We start from the raw sequence: 17,934 nt of genomic DNA on the forward strand, positions 1-17,934 counted from the left end.
GGACGGGTTGGCGCGTACCGCAAAGGGTTAATCTCCGCCGGGTGGACCTTGAGTTTTCGGACCCGTCGTTCGTCCAGGATCCCTATCCCGCGCTGGCGCGGCTGCGTGAGCAGGAGGCTCTGGGGTTTCATGAGCCGAGCGGGCGCTGGCTGGCGGTGAGCCACGCCGCGGTCGACGCCGTTCTGCGGGATCGGCGACTCGGGCGGTTCTGGCGTGACGAGGAGCCGGCGGCGGTCTTCGAGCCGTTCAATCTGCTGCACCGGCACCAGATGATGGAGAACGAGCCGCCGGTGCACACGCGGTTGCGGGCGCTGGTGGCGAAGGCGTTCGCGCGCGGGCACGTGGAGCGGCTGCGGGCGACGGTGGTGGCCGAGGCGACCGCCCTGGTGGACGCGGCGGGGCCGGATTTCGATCTGCTGACCGATCTCGCCGAGCCGCTGGCGGTGACGGTGATCGCCGAGTTGCTGGGGGTTCCGGCGGAGGAGCGCGACCGGCTGCGGCCGTGGTCGGCGGCGATGGTCCGGATGTACGAGGTGAGCCGCACCCCCGAGGTCGAGGCCGCCGCGCTGGAGGCGTGCCGGGATTTCGCGCTGTACATGCGGGAGCTGGCCGCCCGCAAGGCCGCCGAGCCGGGCGACGATCTGATCAGTCATCTGGTGTCGGTGCGCGACGGCTCGGACCGGCTCTCCGCGGAGGAGCTGGTGGCGTCGGCGATCCTGCTGCTGAACGCGGGGCACGAGGCGTCGGTCAACGGGCTCGGCAACGGGATGGTGGCGCTGCTGGAGCATCCGCGGGAGCTGGCCCGGCTGCGTGCCGACCGGGAGCTGGTGCCGACGGCGGTGGAGGAGATGCTGCGGTACGACTCGCCGTCCCAGCTGTTCGTGCGGACGGCGGCGGCCGATGTGGAGATCGGCGGGGTGACCGTTCCGCAGGGGGCGGAGGTGGCGGCGCTGCTCGGAGCGGCGAACCGGGATCCGGCGGTCTTCGCCGACCCCGACCGGTTCGACGCGGGCCGCGTGCCGAACACGCACATGAGTTTCGGGGCGGGCCTGCACTTCTGTCTCGGCGCGCCGCTCGCCCGGATCGAGATGCAGGCCGCCCTGACCGCTCTGCTCGATCACGCGCCCCGGCTGGAGCTGGCCGCCGAACCGGTCCGTAGCCCCGGTTTCGTGCTGCGCGGCTACGAGTCGGTGCGGCTGGACGTGATGTGATCTCCGGACGGTAGGGTCGGCCGGTGCGGACGAAGCAGGAGCTGACCGAGGACATCCGGCGCGACCGGCGGGCGGCGCTGGTCGTGAACGCGCGGTCGCGGCGTGGCCGGCAGCTCTACGCGGACGCGCACGCCCGTCTCGTCGCGGCCGGGTTCGAGCTGCTCGGGGCATATGCGGTGGACCGTCCCGGCGAGCTGGAGAAGTCGTTGACGGCCGCGCTCGCCCACCGGCCGGACCTGCTCGTCGCCGGCGGCGGCGACGGCACGATCAGCACGGCGGGGCGGATGCTCGCCCACCGCGACGTGGCTCTCGGTCTGCTTCCGCTCGGCACGACGAACAACTTCGCGCGTACGGTCGGAATCCTCCCCGATCTCGATGAGGCGGTCGCGACGCTCGTCGACGGCAAGGTCATCGACGTGGACCTGGGCATCGCCGGAGACATGCCGTTCACCAACCACGTCGGTGCGGGGCTCTCCGCCGAGATCATGATCAACGTGCCGAGCCGGTTGAAACGGGTGATCGGGCGGATCGCCTACCCGATCACCGCGCTCGGCCTGCTCACCCGGCACCGCCCGCTGCGGGTCACGGTCCGCGCCGAGGGGCAGGAGATCGTCTTCACCACCCATCAGGTGTATGTGGCGAACGGCGGCTTCCACGCCGGCCGCCCCATCACCGCGGACGCCCACGCCGACGACCGGCTGCTCGTCGCCTACCCGGTCGGCGGGGCGTCGAAGCTGGAACTGATCCGCGAAACCGCCCGCAACGCGCTCACCGGTCATCGGCGTACGCTGCGTGACCAGCCGTTCCTCGCCGTCGGCGAACTGTGGCTGGACACCGACCGGCCGGCCCACGTCGAGGTCGACGGCGAGCCGTGCGGCGCCACACCGCTGCGCGTCGCCGTCGACGCCAACGCCCTCCGGATCATGGCCCCACCCGGCACCCCGGACCACTGATCGTCCCAGACCCCGCTGGACGCCCGCGCTGCCGCGCACCCCTCGGGGTCAGTGGGACGGGTCGGTGATCTTGCTCAGCCAGGCGGCTGCCTCGGTGGCGGGCAGGGTCCGGTCGAGGCTGATCTCGGGGTGCATCAAGGGGTAGACGCGGCCGGTGTTCCAGGCGCGGGCGTAGGACGGACGGTCCAGGACGACGACGCGGTGGCCGTCGAGGATCGGGATGTCGGCGGGACGGCCCTCGCCCCAGATCCGCTCGCCGTCGGCGCCGAAGAGTTCGAACTGGCCGCGTACCCCACCGGCCGGCTGCAGGTCGGGGCCGTCGGTGGCGGCGGCGATCCACGCCGGGGCCGGGCGCTCGCCCTCGATCAGGCCCCGCGCCGGGTCGCCGATCAGGGTGGCGGCGAGCAGCGTGTGCAGCTGGAAGTTGTCGCCGACGCCGCTGAGGGTGAGCCGGAACGCCCGCCCGGTGGGCCGGTGGACGACCAGGAACGGCTCGTCGTCGACGACCCGCAGCAGCCCGTGGAGCCAGGGCGCCGCGTCGGCGTAACCGGACATGGCGTCGGCCGCGGCGGCCAGCCGGTCGCGGCCGGGGAACGCCTGGCGCACCCGTTTCTGCTGGAGCGGCAGGAGCAGGCTGGGGATCCAGTCGTCGACGGTGAAGAACGCCTCGGTGATCCCGATGCCCTCCTCCCGCCCGATCCCGGCCTGTGCGGCGGCCCGGGCGGCCCGGTCGATCAGCGCGTCCGCCTCCTCCTGGCTGCCGGGGGCCTCGAATGCGCCGCCGTCCTTCTCGGCCAGGACCGGGAACCGGACGGCCTGTTCGAGCCCGTCGGTGACCCGCTCGACGAGCACGTCCAGCAGCACGAACGGGTCGGCGCCGGCTTCGACGAGCCCGGCCGCGACCTGGGCGAGCTGTCCGCCGTTGCCGATCGACACCTGCCGGACCGCCGGGAGCAGCCGGCGGACCCCCTCGGTCAGCTCGGCGGGCCCGGCCGCGTCCAGTGAGCCGATGATGCCGCGCATCGCCGCCGAGGACGCGTCCTCGTCGAGGTCGATGACTCCCTGGGCCAGGTCGCCGCAGAATTCCGGCAACGTGCGCTTCTTACGCCTCCACCACATCGGCGCATCGTAGGGGCGCGAGGCCGCGGCCCACAGGGCACCCCGCCCTCCGTGTCGTCTCAGCCGTTGGCGACGGCCTCGTCGTCGGGGCGTCGCCGGTCGCGGCGAGCACACCCGCTCAGGCGTTCGCGGCGGCCTTGTCGTCGGGGGCGTCGCCGGTCGCGGCGAGCGCCTCCGCCTCGGCGATGATCTGCTGCTCCTCGGCCGCGTTCTTGCGGTACTGCAGGACCGAGTAGACGATCGCGGCGGCCCAGGCGGCGTAGATGACGCCGTAGAACACGTAGCGGACCGCGTCCGGGGCCTCGATCCAGTCGCTGCGGAGCAGGGAGCGGGTGTTGGTCAGGATGATCACGCCGCCGACCGCGGCGCCGAGGACCCGCGGCGGGATGTGGCGGACCAGCCAGGCGGCGATCGGCGCGGCGATGACGCCACCGATCAGCAGGGCGAGGACCCAGCCGTAGTCGATGTTCTCGCTGCCGATGCCCCAGATGAAGCCGAGGCTCGCGGCGATGGCGACGAGGAACTCGCTGGTGTCGATCGAGCCGATCGTCTTGCGGGGCTCGAGCCGGCCGCTGGCCAGGATCGCCGGGGTGCCGACCGGGCCCCAGCCGCCGCCACCGGTGGCGTCGACGAAGCCGCCGACCAGGCCGAGCGGGGTGAGGAACCGCTTGCGCAACGGCTTGCCGAGCTGGCCCTTGGGCAGACCCTGGAAGGTGAACCGGATGAACACGTAGAGGCCGAGCACCAGCAGGATGATCGCCATCAGCGGGGCGGCGGTCTCGGTGGAGATGCTGGAGAGGAACGTGGCGCCGGCGAAGGCCCCGATCGCGCCCGGGACGCCGATCTTGAGGACGACCTTCCAGTCGACGTTGCCGAACCGCCAGTGCGAGAGGCCGGAGACCAGGGTGGTGCCGATCTCGGCGAGGTGCACCGTCGCGGAGGCGGCGGCCGGGTTGGTGCCGATCGCGAGGAGGAGCGTGGTCGAGGTCACGCCATAGGCCATGCCCAGGCTGCCGTCGACGAGCTGAGCACCCAACCCGACCAGGGCTAGGAGGAGGAGCTTCTGCATGTCGGACCGCCGGTGTGGGGAGGGGGCAATTCCTATTTCTTGGATCGGAGAATAGAAGCCTAGCTAGCCAGTAGGCAAGGCATCAATTGCCGCGGATGCCGACAGACATGTTGCAGAATGACCACCGTGAGTGACGCTGATGACGTGCGCCGGCTTGCCCTCTCCCTGCCCGAGGTCGAGGAGATCGACAGCGACGGCTTCGACTTCCGGGTCGGCGGGAAGGGATTCGTGTGGTCATATCCGGAACGTCTACCCGGAAAACCGCGCGTGATCCGTACGGATGTGGCGGTTCTGTTCGTCGGCGACGAAGCGGAGAAGCAGGCTCTGCTACTCGGCGAGCCCGACATGTTCTTCACCACACCCGGCTACGACGGGCTGCCCCTGGTGATGTTGCGGCTCGGGCAGGTCTCCCCCGAACGGCTGAGTGAGTTGATCACCGACGCCTGGCGGATGCGGGCCCCGGACGACATCGAGGCCGGCCTGACGGCCGGCCTCGACAACGAACTGCGGTGATCAGGCGCTCGGTGTAGCGGCCTTGCGGTAGGCGAGCAGGCCCAGGACCAGGCCGGCCAGACCGGCGACCAGACCGGCGATGCCCCAGGCGGCGCCGTTGCCGCTGTCGCTCTTGTCGGCGGCGGCATCGGCGGCCGGGGCCGGGGCGGCGGCGGACGGGGCCGCGGTGGCCGACGCGGCGGCGAGCTTCAGGACCGGCGCCGGATTCTCCGCCTCGGTGCCGTCGGCGGCCGGCTCGTCGATCCAGCGGACCACGGTGCCGTCGGAGTACGTCTGGAGCGCCTTGAAGACCATCTGGTCGACCGCCGGCAGCGGCCCGAGCGACACGTCGAACTCCTGGAAGGTGCCCGGCTTGATCTCCGAGCCGCCCGCCGCGGTCCAGGTGATCTTGGTGACGGCCTCGGTGATCTCACTGTCGTGCACCTTGACCGGGGTCGCCAGCTTCGACTTCTCGGCGACCGCGGTCCAGCCCGGCACCGGCTTGACCGACACCGACCCGACCGGGCTCTCCACCGGCAGGTTGATCTCCAGCTTGGTGGTCGACTCGCTGTCGCTCTCGTTGGGCACGCGGAACGACACCTTGGTGTAGCCGCCCTGGGTCGCGGTGCCCGGGTTGACGGTCACGTGCGCGGCCGCCGGACCGGCCAGCGCGAGCACGAACGCGGCGGCGACGGCGGAGACGGTGGCGGCGCGCCGCAGCGCGGTCTGCTTCATGGGGGACCCTTTCACGCCTTGCGGCGACGGATGAACAGGAAGGCGGCACCGGCGGCGAGGAGTACCACCACACCGGCGAGGAGACCATACATCGGAGAATTTGATGACTTCTCGGACTTTTCGAGCGTATCGACCGCAACCGGCGGCGCCGACGAGGTGGCGGCGGCCGACGGGAGAGCGGCTTCCGACGGTGACGGCGCAGGCTCGGCCGAGGGGGACGCGGTCGCCGACGGATCGTTCACGGTGAACCGGTACGAGCCCTTGACGGTGTGCCCGTCCGTGGAGACGACCTGGTAGGCGACCGTGTACACGCCGTTGGCGAGGGGCTCGCCGAAGGTGACCACGCCGGTCGCCCCGTCCACCTTCGGCGCCGAGGTCTCCACCTTCGCGTTGGCGGCGTCACTGACCGTGATGGTGGTGTAGTCGGGTTTCAGCTTCTCCAGGAACCGCAGCTTCACCTCGGACGGCGACTTCTTCAGCGTGGCGTCCTTCGCCGGGGTCGCCTCGGCCAGCGCGTTGTGCGCCCACGCGGGCACACCCGGCAGCAGCACGGCCAGCAGCGCGGCCAGAGCCAGCAGAGGCCTGCTCAGGCGAGTGCCCGCTCGACGGTCCAGCCGCGGTCGGCGCGGCCCGGAGGAGTGGCGGAGACCGCGGATCCGATCGGTGTGGTCCATTCGTTCAACAGGTCCTTCTCGGTCGACAGGCTCGGCAACGCCCGTTAGTCGCCCGCCAGGGCGACCTGGTTCCCGGCCGTCCGCAGAAAAAGAGACGGGTCCACAGAGTCAGATGGTCCGCAGGTCCAGGGTGTGCCAGACGGCCGCCTCCTGGCTGCCGGTCGACCACCACAGCACACCGTCCTTGGTGGCGGCCAGATCGGCGGCGGGCGAGAGCGTGACGGTACGCCCGGTGGCCAGGTCGTGGACGACGAGCGCGGCCGTGCCGGTGAGGTCGAAGTCGGGCCCCGGCTCGGAGAGGATCTCGAACCGGTCCAGCACCGCCACGTCGCTCACCGCCGCCTGCGTGCCCGGCCCGGCCACCCGGCGGCGGTCCGACCCGTCCGGGCGCATCACGTCGATCCGGGCCAGGCCCTCGCCGTTCATCACCATCACCCGGCACCAGGCCGGGGCACACATCCCCCACTCGGCGCCGGAGAACGGCACCCGCACCTCCCGGCCGGTCGTCATCTCCCGCATCCGGACCTGGCCGGACTGGGCGCCGGTGTCGTCGGTGAGCCACGGCCACCCCGACAGCGACCAGCGGCCCCGCTCCTCACGGACGTCCACCTTGCCGCCGGTCAGCGCCACCGACCGGATCTGGGTGGTGGCGTCGCCCTCGCCGGCCACCCAGTGCACCCGGCCGCCGTCGACCACCAGGTCGTACTGGTTGCCGTAGAAGAGCGTGTTGCCGGTGTCTGCGGTGATCAGCCGGGCGGCCCCGCCGTCGCGGCGCGCCGCCCAGATCTCCACCGGCCGGCCGGCCGACGACTCGGCCCAGATCAGCTCGTCACCGGAGACGGTCATCGCCTCGAACCGCGGATCGCCGGCGGCCGGCAGACGGCGCAACTCACGGTCGCTGCCGTCCTTCGTCACCAGCAGCCGTACGAAATCACCGTCGGTCACCTGGCCGACAGCCGTCGTCGCGTCCAGGAACAGCAGCGGCTCGACGGTCAGGTCCCGCAGGTCGGCGCGGGCCGCGGCGGGCCACTCCTGCTCGGCCGTCGGACGGGCGGCCGCCGCGATCGGGACGGCCGGCTGCTCGGGCAGGTTGCCGGCGAGCAGCGCCCCGGCCGCGAGCAGGGCCGCAGCGAGGGAGATCCGGGCGCGGGCGCTCACTCGTACTGCTGCTTCGGGGGGTCGACCGGCTGCCACTGCTCCACCTCGAGGAACGCGATGTCGGCCCGGTTGACGGGGTCCTTGCCGCGCCGGTCACTGTACTTGCCGGTGACCTGCAGCCACGTCCCGGCGGGCACGTCCACCGGCGGCCCGCCGGTGAGACCGACCTTGATCGGGCGGCCGTCGGCGGCGCAGCAGCTCACCACGATCCGGGCCAGCATCGGCGCGCCGTCGTCGGCGGTGGACACGAACCCGGTCAACTGGAGGCGGCGACCGGCGAGGCTGCGGCCCTCGTCGAAGACCGCCCGGGAGACGTAGTCGATGAGGCTCACCGGAGCCGGGTCGCCGGCGGGCAGCGGCGCGTAGTCGGACTCGGCGTTGACCTGCACCGTCCCGGACTGGGCGGCGGTGTAGGAGCCGAGCGCCGGGGGCGCGATCAGCAGCAGGGCGAACACCGGCAGGAGAAGCAGCCAGCCGACCCGCGGCTCGTGATGGTCGTGGTGCTCCTCGTCCCGCGGGGCACGCAACTCATACCAGAGGGTGGCCGCGGCCGCGACGACCAGCAGCGCCCCGGAGGCGATCAGGAACGGCCGGAGACCCTCCTGGACATACCTCAGATAGAGGTCGGTGAGCGACGCCTTGAGGATCGCGCCTCCGAAGAGGAAGAGAACGACCGCCTGGGTCTGCCGGTTGGTCACCGCCGGAATCTACCGTCCGCCGTGGATCACGGGCTGGCGGCCAGGAAGAGGAACACCGCCAGGAGGGAGAGGTGCAGGCCGCCCTGCAGGATGTTGGCCCGCCCCGGCACCACGGTCAGCGTGCCCACGCCGACGGTCAGCGCCAGCAGGACCGTCTCGGTGCCGCCGAGCCCCAGCAGCAGCGGCCCGTCCAGCCAGATCATCGCCGTGGCGATCGCCGGGATGGTCAGGCCGATGCTGGCCATCGCCGAGCCGAGCGCCAGGTTGAGGCTGGTCTGCATCCGGTCGCGGGCGGCGGCCCGGACCGCGGCGATGGTCTCCGGCAGCAGCACCAGCAGCGCGATCACCACGCCGACCACCGACTGCGGGAGCCCGGCCGCGGCCACCCCCGACTCGATCGCCGGCGACACCCCCTTGGCCAGCCCGACCACCGCCACCAGCGCGACCAGGAGCAGGCCGAGGCTTTGCAACGCGGTCCGCGACGACGGCGGGTCGACGTGCTCCTCGCTGTCGATCACCTCGCCGGCCGTGGTGATCGGCAGGAAGTAGTCCCGGTGGCGGCGGGTCTGCACCGCCACGAACAGCAGGTAGAGGCCGAGCGACACGACCGCGGCGAACCCCAGCTGCGCCGGGGTGAACTGGGGCCCGGGCCGGCTCGTGGTGAACGCCGGCAGCACCAGACTGAGCGTGGCGATCGCGGTGACCGTGGCGAACGCGGCGCCGGTGCCCTCCGGGTTGAACACCGCGATCCGCCGGCGCAACGCCCCGACCAGCAACGAAAGGCCGAGAATGCCGTTGCAGGTGATCATCACGGCGGCGAAGACGGTGTCCCGGGCCAGCGACTGCGCCTTCTCGCCGCCGCTGACCATCAGCGTGACGATCAGCGCCACCTCGATGATCGTCACCGCCACGGCCAGGATCAGCGAGCCGTACGGCTCCCCGACCCGGTGCGCCACCACCTCGGCGTGGTGCACGGCGGCCAGCACCGCCCCGGCCAGCAGCAGCGACGCCACGGCCACGGCCGGCGGCGGCAGGTCACGGCCGAACGTCAGGATCAGGGTGAGCAGGGCCAGCACGGGGACGTACAGCGTCCAGCGGGACATCACCCGTCCGACTCTGCCTCACTCCCGCTGATCTCGCCCGTCTTGTGACCATCGCTGTGGCCCAGCGACCGGCCCGGGGCAATCCGGTCCCGGACCAGCCGCTTCAGGTGCGCCGGCTCGGGGAAGCCGCCCTCGGCCTTGCGCGACCACAGGGTCTCCGCGCCGAGCCGGACCTCGAAGACGCCACCGACGCCCGGGACGAGCGCCACCTCGCCCAGGTCGGTGGTGAACGTGGTGAGCAGCTCCTGCGCCGTCCAGGCCGCACGCATCAACCAGCGGCACTGTGTGCAGTACTCGATCTCCAGGCGGGGCTCGCGAGATGTCACAGGTCAGCAGTATGCCGGATCACGGGCGTCAGGCATTATTCACGGGATCTGTACTTTCGTTAAGGAGTTGCCTTGAAGCGACGCTGGATCTCGGTCGCGACCACCGCGGTGGCGCTGGCCGCCCTCACGGCCTGCGGCGGCGCCGAGGAGGCCGCCACGAAAGCCGTGGACGCCCGCGATTTCGTGGCGCTCGGTGACTCGTACGCTGCCGGGCTCGGCGCCGGGAACTACGGCGACAGTGCGGAGTGCGTGCAGAGCAAGGACGGCGGCTACCCGCACCTGTGGGCCGCTCTGCGCACGGTCGCCGCGTTCGGCGCCATCACCGACGCGACCTGCGCCGGCGCCCGGATCAACGACGTGCGCTACGAGCAGCTCACCGCGCTGAGCGAGAAGACCGGCTGGGTGACGCTGACGGTCGGCGGCAACGACGCGGGCTGGACCAAGTCGTTGCAGACGTGCCTGCTCGGCACCGACGACAGTTGCAAGACCTCGGTCGGCACCGCCGTCACCACCGTGCAGAGCGCGCTGCCGGCCGAGCTGGACTCGCTCTACAAGACGATCCGGGACCGGGCGCCGAACGCGAAGGTGTACGTCCTCGGATACCCGCACCTGGTCGCCGCGCCGGGCTCGTCCGGGGTGTCGTGCGAGGCGCTGACCGACGCGCGGCGCAAGGCCCTCAACGACGGCGCCGACGCCCTCGACGAGCTGATCAAGGGACGGGTCACCGCGGCCGGCTTCACCTTCGTCGACGTGCGCGAGGCGTTCAAGGGGCACGAGGCGTGCACCAAGGAGCCGTGGATCCACGGGATCCGCGACAACCTGTCCGAGTCGTACCACCCGACCCCGGAGGGCCACAAGGCGTACGCCGAAGCCCTGTTCGCCGTCACCGGCTGATCGCCTGACGTTTGCGTGGTGTACGCCTTCTCAGGGTGGGATGGGGCGTGCACCACGCCAACCACTACTACGGGCACTCCTTCGTGCTCGCCCGCTACTGCGGGTTCGAGGCCGATCCGCCCCGGATCCACGGCTACCTGCAGCACGGGTGGAACATCGGCGACGGCCTCGCCCCCGACCACGAGTTCGTCCCCGGGATCCCGACGTTCGTCTGGAGCGAGCGGACCCGGCGCCGGGCCTGGTCGATGGGCCGGCGGCAGGTGCACGTGGTGGGCGCGCCCTGGGCGTACCTGACCGCCATGGAGCCCGAGCCCGCCGGCGACGAGCGCGAGGGCACCATCTGGTACCCCTTCCACGGCTGGGAGGGCCAGCACGTCGAGGGCGACCACGACCGGCTGATCGCCGAGATCCGCGACACCGAGACCGGGCCGGTCACCGTCTGCCTCTACTGGCAGGAGTACCGCACGGTACGGGTGCGCCGCCGCTACGAGCAGGCCGGGTTCCGAGTCATCTGCCACGGCTACCGGGGCGGCTGGTGGAAGGACCTCGACCCCGGGTTCCTGGCCCGGCAACTCGCCGAGCAGCGCCGGCACCGGCGGATCGCGTCGAACCGGCTGTGCAGCGCCGTCTTCTACGGCATCCTCGCCGGCTGCGAGCCGGCCGTCTACGGCGACCCGATGCAGCTGCAGGGCGAGCAGGACCTGTTCGGCGGCCGCTCCCGGATCCGCCGCCAGTGGGCCGACCTGCACGGGCCGAAGATCGACACGGCCACCGCCCACGCCATCGCCGTCGACGAGCTCGGCGCCGACCGCCTCCTGTCCGCTGCCGAGCTTCGGCACCTCTTCCACTGGACGACGGCATGACCCCGCTTCTGCTCGGCGGCGAGATGCCGCACTGGTCCGACCACGCCCCGGCCCGCGGCGCGCTGCTGCGGGAACTCGCCGCCACCGCGCACGGCCACGTGCTCGTCGTCGGGCCGCACGAACCGGAACTCGTCGAGGCGATCCCGGCCCGGCAGGTCACCGTGCTGGTGCGCGGGGTGCCCGACGCCGACGCGCTCGCCGCCCGCTGGGCCGATCGGGCCGGGGTGCAGGTCTGCTGCGGGAGCTTGGAGAAACTCGCGGCGGTTCCGGCGTACGACACCGTCGTCGCGCTGGACGGGCTGGACCGTACCGGCTCCACCGAGACCGCCGACCTGCCGTGGGCCGCCGGCGTCGCGCAGTTGCTCGCCGTCCTGCGCCCCGGCGGACGGCTGCTGCTGTCGCTGGCCAACCCGGCCGGGCTGCACCGCCTCTACGCCGGCGCCGTCGCCCCCGGTGACGCCGAGTGGTCGGGCTACCCGGCCGCCGACCCGACCCGCCCCGCCGGCCTCGAACCACTGCGCGCCCACCTGCGGTCCGCCGGCCTCGATGTGCTCCGGGACTGGTCGGCCTACCCGTCCCCGCAGTCACCGGCGGTGCTGGTCAACGAGGACGCCCTGACCGAACCGGATCTGCACGGCTACCTGACGTCGGCGCTGCGCCGGGCCGGCCTGCCCGACGGCCCGCTGCTCGCCGACCCGCGGCCGCTCGCCGCCGACCTGCTCCGGCAGCGCCTGGCCGCCGCGCTGGCCCCGGCGTGGATCGTCGCCGCCGCCTATCCCGGTCACCATCCGTCACCCCTGCCAGACGGCCTGCTCACCGACGGTCATCTGGTCCGTACCTCCGCGGGCTGGACCCTCAGCACCGCCTCCGGCCCGATCCCGGCCGGAGCATGCCTCCACGACGCCCTCCTGGCCGCCGCCCGGACGGGCGACCAGCCGGAATTCCGCACCCTTCTCACCACCTGGCAGTCCGGCCCCCACGCCACCGTCCCGGCCGACGCCCTCCTCCTCACCCCGGACGGCGACCTCCACCCGATCCCCTCACCGTCGCCGTCCAGCTCGCGTCCCGCGGGTGAGGGGGCGGCGATGGGTGAGATGTCGGCGCTGCGATGCTTCGCCGTCGCCCTCCAGAACGAGGGCCTGGCCCACCTGTGGCCGGCCGACGGCGCGGCCGAACTGCTGGCCGCCATGTCCGGCCACCCGCGGACCCCGCCTCCGGCGACCCGGATCACCCCGTCGACGTTGCGGGAGCTCACCGCCTCCCACGACCGTCTGGCAGCACAGTTGGCCGAGGCCCGATCCCAATTGACGTGGTACGAGCAGAGGACCGCCACTCTCCAGTCGGACCTCGCCCGCGCCTACAAGATCATCACCGTGCTGAAGGCGACCACGGGCGGCCGAGCGGCAACCGCCGTCCTGGGCGGCGTCCGCCGAGGCAAGCGCTTGGCCACCGCGGCCCTGCGCCGCCTCCGCTAGCCGCGATCACCGCACCACGAGCCCGTCCCGCAGAACTGCCATCACCACCACCCGACAGCGCTGGGAGCCGGGGCGCGCCGGGCCGAGCGCGGCAGGCACGCCGGGCCGGGCGCGGCGGGCCGGACGAGCAGGCCGGGCACGGCGGGCCGGACGAGCAGGCCGGGCACGGCGGGCCGGACGAGCAGGCCGGGCACGGCGGGCCGGACGGGCAGGCCGGGCACGGCGGGCAGGCCGGGCACGGCGGGCAGGCCGGGCACGGCGGGCAGGCCGGGCACGGCGAGACCGGGCGCGGCAGGCCGGGCGCGGCGAGGCTAGCGACGGGCGGGCGTTGTCGCCGTGGCCTCGTTGTAGAGGGATTCCAGCCGGCGGGTCTGGGTCTGCAGGTCGAAGTGGGCGGTGACGTGCTCGCGGGCCTGCGTCCCCATCCGGTGTCGCAGTTCGGCGTCGCCGAGCAGCCGGGCGGCGGAGGCGGCCAGGCCGGCCGGGTCGGCTTCGGGGGTGAGCAGTCCGGTCCGTCCGTCGAGGACCGCTTCGGGGATGCCGCTGTGGCGGGTCGCGATGACCGGCAGCCCCAGGGCGGCGGCTTCGAGGATGGTGGTGGGCAGTCCTTCGGTGTCGCCGTCGGGCGCGGTCTTCGACGGGGCGGCGAGCATCCGGGATTCGGCGAGGTGGCGCTGGACCGACTCGGGGGGCTGGCTGCCGACGAAGGTGGCGTCGACACGGAGGCGTTCGGCGAGGGCCCGCATGTCGGCCAGGAGCGGGCCGTCGCCGATGAGGACGGCGCGCGGCCGGGGGCTGTCCAGCCGGGACAGGGCGGTGAGCAGGTCGTCGACGCCTTTCTTGGCGACGAACCGTCCGACGAACGCCACGTCCCAGCGTTTCGGGACGATCGGAACGGCCGGGGGTACGGCTACTCCGGTGTAGTGGACGCGGATCTTCGCGGGGTCGGCGCCGCACGCTTCGGCGCGGTCGCGGATGACCTCGGAGACGGCGAGGACCAGGGCGGCCCGGTCGAAGACGGCGCGCAGGTTGCGGCGGTAGCGCAGTCCGTGCAGGCCGGAACTCTGTGGCTGCCGGGTGACGTCGTGGCCGTGGCAGGTGACGATCAGGGGGATGCCCAGCCGGCGGGCGCTGTGGCTGACCAGCCAGCCGTCGCCGCCGAAGTGGGCGTGGACGAGTTCCGGCCGGATCCGGGCGAGGACGGCACGCAGCCGCGGTGAGGTGCCGCTGAGCCGCAGGCCGAGGAATTCGCGGCGCCCGGCGGGCCCGTCCGGGAAGGCGATGACGTCGTCGGGCCGGGACAGCGCCGAGTCGATCCGGGTGGCGCCCACGTAGGTCGGCGACCAGCCGGTCAGGGCGTCGCCCTGGGCGCGGACGAAGGTCTCCGAGCCGAGCAGCATGGCGCTGCGCCAGATCGCCACCCGCCGTGTCACGTCAGGCGACATCGACCGGCTCGGGGGTGGCGGTGGGGGTCTCGGCGGCGGAGCGGCGGCCCACCACGAGGTCGCGCAGGCGTGCCCGTACGGCCGGGGGCAGTGCCCAGATCTGCAGGTGGGTGAGGTAGTCGAGCGCTCCGGGCCGGCCGTGGCGGCGCGCCTCGGCGAGGAGTTCCCGGAAGTGGCGGCCCTCGCGTCCGGGGGCGGCCATCGAGCTCATCACGCTGAGGGTGAACGCGGCGTACGCCCGTGGGGTGAACAGGTGCCGGTTGTCGCGCAGCCATTCGAGCTGTTCGTCGTACGGGTTCTGCAGGCTGATCCGCTCCCGGTCCTCGTCCTGGTGCCAGAGTACGAGCGGCTCCTCGGCGTAGAGCAGCTCCACCCCGTCCTCGCGGATGGCCCGCAGCGCCCAGTCGAGTTCCTGCTGGCGGCGCAGCCCGACGGTGAACGGCACCCGGCGCAGCAGGTCGGTGGGGGCCATGATGGTGGACGTCTGGATGAAGCCGTCGCCGTAGAAGAGGCCGCGCCGGACGGTGAAGTACTCGCTGAGCGGTTCGCCGGTGGCGGGCAGGCGGCGGGGCATGACCGAGTCGGCGCGGGGTGTCCGGTTGATCAGCCGGGTGGCGACGATCGGGTGGGTGGCAGTGGAGCCGGCGGCCAGCGCCAGCTGCTTCTCGATCTTGTGGGGCAGCCATTCGTCGTCGTCGTCGAGCAGGGCCACGAACCGGCCGCGGGCCTCGGCGGCGCCGACGTTGCGGGCGTGCGGGGCGCGGCCGCGTTCGGGGAGGACGACGACGCGCAGCCGGTCGTCGCCGACGGCGGCGAGAGCGGTGGTGGTGTCGTCGTCGGGACCGTCGACCACGACGATCACCTCGAGGTCGCGATGCGTCTGCGCGAGCGCGCTGCGGACGGCGCGAACGGCCAGGTCCGGGCGGTTGCACGTGGGGATGACGACGCTGACGTCCGGGTGTGCAGGCATGAGTCGGCTCGCTTGGGCAGGGGCGCCACCAGGGGCGGGCGCGGCCGGGCGTGATCCACTCGAAGCTATGGGCGGTGGGCGGCGCGGCCGTTAATGCCGGACACCGCCCAGACGAGCAACATGGTGACGGGCGGCGCACAGATGCCGAACGAAGGGTTGCGCGCACGGAACCGGCGGGTGCGCGCCTGCCCAGGAGCCCGAACACGAGATGAAGCTACTTTTGGGCGATTAGTCTCGATCGGGTGGAACAGGTGACGCTGGCGCCGGTGGCGGGCCTGAGCGAGGCGGAGGCCGACGCGAGGCTGCGGCGCGGCGAGGCGAACACCGCCGTGCAGGGCGGCTCCCGCGGTTATGCCGAGATCCTGCGGACCAACGTCTTCTCGTTCTTCAACCTGATCCTCTTCGTGATCGGCGCCGCTCTGCTGAGCCTGGGGCAGTACAGCGACGCCCTGATCAGCGTCGGCCTGGGCCTGATCAACGCGGTGATCAGCGCGGCCCAGGAGATCCGGGCCAAGCGCAAGCTGGACCGGCTGCAGCTGCTGGACCGGGCCGGGGTGCTGGTGGTCCGGGACGGCCGGGAGGTCGAGGTCGCCCCGGACCGGGTGGTACGCGGCGACGTGCTCCGGGTCCGGCCGGGCGACCAGATCGTGGTGGACGGCCCGCTGCTCGACGGGGGCCGCCTGGAGGCCGACGAGTCGCTGCTGACCGGCGAGTCCGACCCGGTCGTCAAGCACCCCGGCGACGAGCTGCGCTCGGGCAGCCTGTGCGTGGCCGGGGACGGGCATCAGCAGGCGCGTGACGTGGGCCCGCACAGCTACGCGGGCCGGCTGACCGCGGAGGCGCGGCGGGCCACCACCGACCGGACGCCGCTGCAGCGCAGCATCGAGTTCATCGTGCGGCTGGTGATGGCGCTGACCGCGCTGATGAGCGGGTGCATCCTGGCGCAGGCGGCGCTGGAGGGCTTCAGCGTGCTGCGGGTCGTCCAGATCACCGCGGTGCTGTCTGGTCTCGTACCCTATGGTCTGTTTTTTCTCATCGCCCTGGCCTACACGGCCGGCGCCGTGCGGATCGCCCGGTGTGGCGCGCTCGTGCAGCAGGTCAACGCGGTCGAGTCGGTCAGCAACGTGGACGTGGTCTGCACCGACAAGACCGGCACCCTGACCACCGGCGAGCTGACGCTGGAGGAGATCGTCCCGCTCGGCGAGCACCAGTACAACGAGGCCGCGGAGGCGCTGGGCGGGCTCGCGCACAACGCCACCACCGCCAACCTGACCGCCCTGGCGATCGGCGGGGCGCTGGGCGGGCCGATCTGGGCGGTCCGCGACGAGGTGCCGTTCTCGTCGTCGCTGCGCTGGTCCGGGATGGTCACCGAGACCGGCACGTGGGTGCTGGGCGCCCCGGACGCGCTGGCCGGCCGGCTGCGGCAGCAGGTGGAGGCCGCCGTGGTGGCCGAGCGGGCCGGGCGGGGGCTGCGGGTGCTGCTGCTGGCGCGGACCGAGGAGCCGGAGGCGGGCCTGCGCGACGCGGCGGGGCGGCCGGACCTGCCGATGCTGGAGGCGGTGGCGCTGGCCGTGCTCGCCGACGAGCTGCGCGAGGACGTCGTCGCGACGGCAGCTCGGCTCCGGGCCGACGGGGTGGAGCTGAAGGTGCTGTCCGGCGACGATCCACGGACCGTCGCGGCGATCGCCGCCCGCGCCGGGATCGGCGACGGCGAGCCGGTTCCCGGTACGGAGCTGGACGGCCTCGACGATCCGTCGCTGGACCGGCTGGTCGCCCGGACCGCCGTGTTCGGCCGGGTCGCGCCGGAGCACAAGGAGCGCGTCGTCCGGTCGCTGCGCCGGCAGGGCCGCTACGTGGCGATGATCGGCGACGGGGTCAACGACGCCCGCGCGCTCAAGCAGGCGCACGTCGGCGTGGCGATGCGCAGCGGCAGCGCGGTGACCCGGGACGTCGCCGACATCGTGCTGGTCGACGACGACTTCTCGGCGCTGCCACCGGCCCAGCACGAGGGCCGGAGGATCATCAACGGCATCGGGATCTCGCTGTACGTCTTCCTGGCACGCGTGGCCAGCCAGGGCCTGGTCATCCAGGCCGTGACGATGCTGCAGCTGGGGTTCCCGTACTCGCCGACGCAGGTGGGCCTGACCATGTTCACGGTCGGCATCCCCACGGTGTTCCTCACGTTCTGGGCCGGTCGCGGACGGCCCGACCCGTACCTGCTGCGCAACCTGGTCCGGTTCGTGGTCCCGGCGTCGGTGGTGACCGCGACCTTCGGCACGGCGATCTACACGGCTCTGTACAGCATGATCTCGCACGGGTTCGGGCCCGGCCGCGCCCCGGAGCGGATCGTCCGCGAGTTCGAGCAGTACACCGGCCTGACGTACGGGGTGGACGCCGACTTCACCACGGCGTCGGCGACGATCCTGGCGCAGACCGGCCTGTCGACGTTCTTCTGCTTCGCGTCGTTCCTGCTCATCCTGTTCCTGGCGCCACGGTCCCGGGCGTTCGCCGCGTGGACCGCCCCGACCGGCGACAAGCGCCCGGCGCTGCTGGTGCTGGGCCTGTGTGTGGCGTTCAGCGCGGTCCTGTGCGTACCGGTGCTGTGGAACTATTTCGGACTGATCGGCCCGTCCAAGCCGGTGTTCTTCGTGGTCCTGCCCGCGCTGATCCTCTGGTATGTCACGTTGACCGTGGTCTTCCGGTTCCGTCTCTTCGACCGGCTGCTCGGACTCGGCGAACCTCGCTGATC

18 protein-coding genes are annotated in these 17,934 nt (G+C 72.6%); 7 read left to right on the forward strand and 11 right to left on the reverse strand.

The genetic code is table 11. The features are described from left to right. Positions 1–41: 41 nt before the first annotated feature. Together BM290_RS03585 and BM290_RS03590 are read left to right on the forward strand one after the other, a co-directional pair. Positions 42–1,211, forward strand: a complete 1,170-nt coding sequence (locus BM290_RS03585; protein WP_093609979.1) for a cytochrome P450 — start codon at positions 42–44, stop codon at positions 1,209–1,211. A gap of 23 nt (positions 1,212–1,234) precedes the next feature. Beyond that, on the forward strand, positions 1,235–2,164 hold the full coding sequence (locus BM290_RS03590; RefSeq protein WP_093609981.1) for a diacylglycerol/lipid kinase family protein: 930 nt from the start codon (positions 1,235–1,237) through the stop codon (positions 2,162–2,164). Positions 2,165–2,212: 48 nt separating this feature from the next. Here BM290_RS03590 and BM290_RS03595 read toward each other — a convergent pair whose 3' ends face one another. After that, positions 2,213–3,283: a hypothetical protein gene (locus tag BM290_RS03595; protein WP_143133604.1), complete on the reverse strand. Its 1,071-nt coding sequence runs from the start codon at positions 3,281–3,283 to the stop codon at positions 2,213–2,215. 118 nt (positions 3,284–3,401) lie between these two features. Further along, a complete protein-coding gene (locus BM290_RS03600) occupies positions 3,402–4,352 on the reverse strand; it encodes a sulfite exporter TauE/SafE family protein (protein ID WP_093609985.1) in 951 nt (316 codons plus the stop codon). Positions 4,353–4,478: 126 nt separating this feature from the next. Between BM290_RS03600 and BM290_RS03605 the strand changes: the two genes are divergently transcribed. Beyond that, positions 4,479–4,865 carry an MmcQ/YjbR family DNA-binding protein gene (locus BM290_RS03605; protein WP_177319569.1) on the forward strand — a complete coding sequence of 129 codons (387 nt, stop codon included), beginning with the start codon at positions 4,479–4,481 and terminating at the stop codon, positions 4,863–4,865. On the opposite strand, the gene BM290_RS03610 is transcribed toward BM290_RS03605, so the two are convergent. The 6 genes from BM290_RS03610 to BM290_RS03635 all read right to left on the reverse strand — a co-directional run bounded on the left by BM290_RS03610 (position 4,866) and on the right by BM290_RS03635 (position 9,538). Then, a complete protein-coding gene (locus tag BM290_RS03610) occupies positions 4,866–5,579 on the reverse strand; it encodes a YcnI family protein (protein ID WP_093609989.1) in 714 nt (237 codons plus the stop codon). 11 nt (positions 5,580–5,590) lie between these two features. Beyond that, entirely contained in the window at positions 5,591–6,130 is a 540-nt protein-coding gene (locus BM290_RS03615) for a copper resistance CopC family protein (RefSeq protein ID WP_307837927.1), read from the reverse strand. 231 nt (positions 6,131–6,361) lie between these two features. Continuing rightward, positions 6,362–7,411 carry a hypothetical protein gene (locus BM290_RS03620; protein WP_093609993.1) on the reverse strand — a complete coding sequence of 350 codons (1,050 nt, stop codon included), beginning with the start codon at positions 7,409–7,411 and terminating at the stop codon, positions 6,362–6,364. Further along, on the reverse strand, positions 7,408–8,109 hold the full coding sequence (locus BM290_RS03625; protein ID WP_093609995.1) for a TIGR03943 family putative permease subunit: 702 nt from the start codon (positions 8,107–8,109) through the stop codon (positions 7,408–7,410). Before BM290_RS03625 ends, BM290_RS03620 begins: the two co-directional genes overlap by 4 nt. A 26-nt stretch (positions 8,110–8,135) precedes the next feature. Further along, positions 8,136–9,212 carry a calcium:cation antiporter gene (locus tag BM290_RS03630; protein WP_093609997.1) on the reverse strand — a complete coding sequence of 359 codons (1,077 nt, stop codon included), beginning with the start codon at positions 9,210–9,212 and terminating at the stop codon, positions 8,136–8,138. Then, positions 9,212–9,538 carry an Rdx family protein gene (locus BM290_RS03635; RefSeq protein WP_093609999.1) on the reverse strand — a complete coding sequence of 109 codons (327 nt, stop codon included), beginning with the start codon at positions 9,536–9,538 and terminating at the stop codon, positions 9,212–9,214. Before BM290_RS03635 ends, BM290_RS03630 begins: the two co-directional genes overlap by 1 nt. A 72-nt stretch (positions 9,539–9,610) precedes the next feature. On the opposite strand from BM290_RS03635, the gene BM290_RS03640 reads away from it, so the two are divergent. Genes BM290_RS03640 through BM290_RS03650 form a run of 3 tightly spaced genes read left to right on the forward strand, consistent with a single transcriptional unit; the run spans position 9,611 to position 12,770 of the window. Then, complete coding sequence (locus BM290_RS03640) at positions 9,611–10,432, forward strand: SGNH/GDSL hydrolase family protein (RefSeq protein WP_093610001.1); 822 nt, start codon at positions 9,611–9,613, stop codon at positions 10,430–10,432. Between the two features lie 47 nt (positions 10,433–10,479). After that, positions 10,480–11,295: a hypothetical protein gene (locus BM290_RS03645; protein ID WP_093611139.1), complete on the forward strand. Its 816-nt coding sequence runs from the start codon at positions 10,480–10,482 to the stop codon at positions 11,293–11,295. Then, positions 11,292–12,770 (forward strand): class I SAM-dependent methyltransferase, encoded by a 1,479-nt coding sequence (locus BM290_RS03650; RefSeq protein WP_093610003.1) that lies wholly within the window; start codon positions 11,292–11,294, stop codon positions 12,768–12,770. The genes BM290_RS03645 and BM290_RS03650 overlap by 4 nt, the downstream gene beginning before the upstream one ends. Before the next feature lie 41 nt (positions 12,771–12,811). Here the strand turns inward: BM290_RS03650 and BM290_RS03655 are convergent, their stop codons facing one another. Genes BM290_RS03655 through BM290_RS03665 form a run of 3 tightly spaced genes read right to left on the reverse strand, consistent with a single transcriptional unit; the run spans position 12,812 to position 15,185 of the window. After that, entirely contained in the window at positions 12,812–13,045 is a 234-nt protein-coding gene (locus BM290_RS03655; RefSeq protein ID WP_093610005.1) for a hypothetical protein, read from the reverse strand. Between the two features lie 36 nt (positions 13,046–13,081). Then, positions 13,082–14,203 (reverse strand): glycosyltransferase, encoded by a 1,122-nt coding sequence (locus BM290_RS03660; protein ID WP_239143362.1) that lies wholly within the window; start codon positions 14,201–14,203, stop codon positions 13,082–13,084. Position 14,204: 1 nt separating this feature from the next. Beyond that, positions 14,205–15,185 carry a glycosyltransferase family 2 protein gene (locus tag BM290_RS03665; RefSeq protein ID WP_093610009.1) on the reverse strand — a complete coding sequence of 327 codons (981 nt, stop codon included), beginning with the start codon at positions 15,183–15,185 and terminating at the stop codon, positions 14,205–14,207. 242 nt (positions 15,186–15,427) lie between these two features. Here BM290_RS03665 and BM290_RS03670 point away from each other — a divergent pair, with 242 nt between their 5' ends. Further along, positions 15,428–17,932 (forward strand): HAD-IC family P-type ATPase, encoded by a 2,505-nt coding sequence (locus BM290_RS03670; protein ID WP_093610011.1) that lies wholly within the window; start codon positions 15,428–15,430, stop codon positions 17,930–17,932. The last annotated feature ends 2 nt before the right edge of the window (positions 17,933–17,934 follow it).

Source organism: Actinoplanes philippinensis (genome assembly GCF_900113015.1).
GTDB classification, from domain to species: domain Bacteria; phylum Actinomycetota; class Actinomycetes; order Mycobacteriales; family Micromonosporaceae; genus Actinoplanes; species Actinoplanes philippinensis.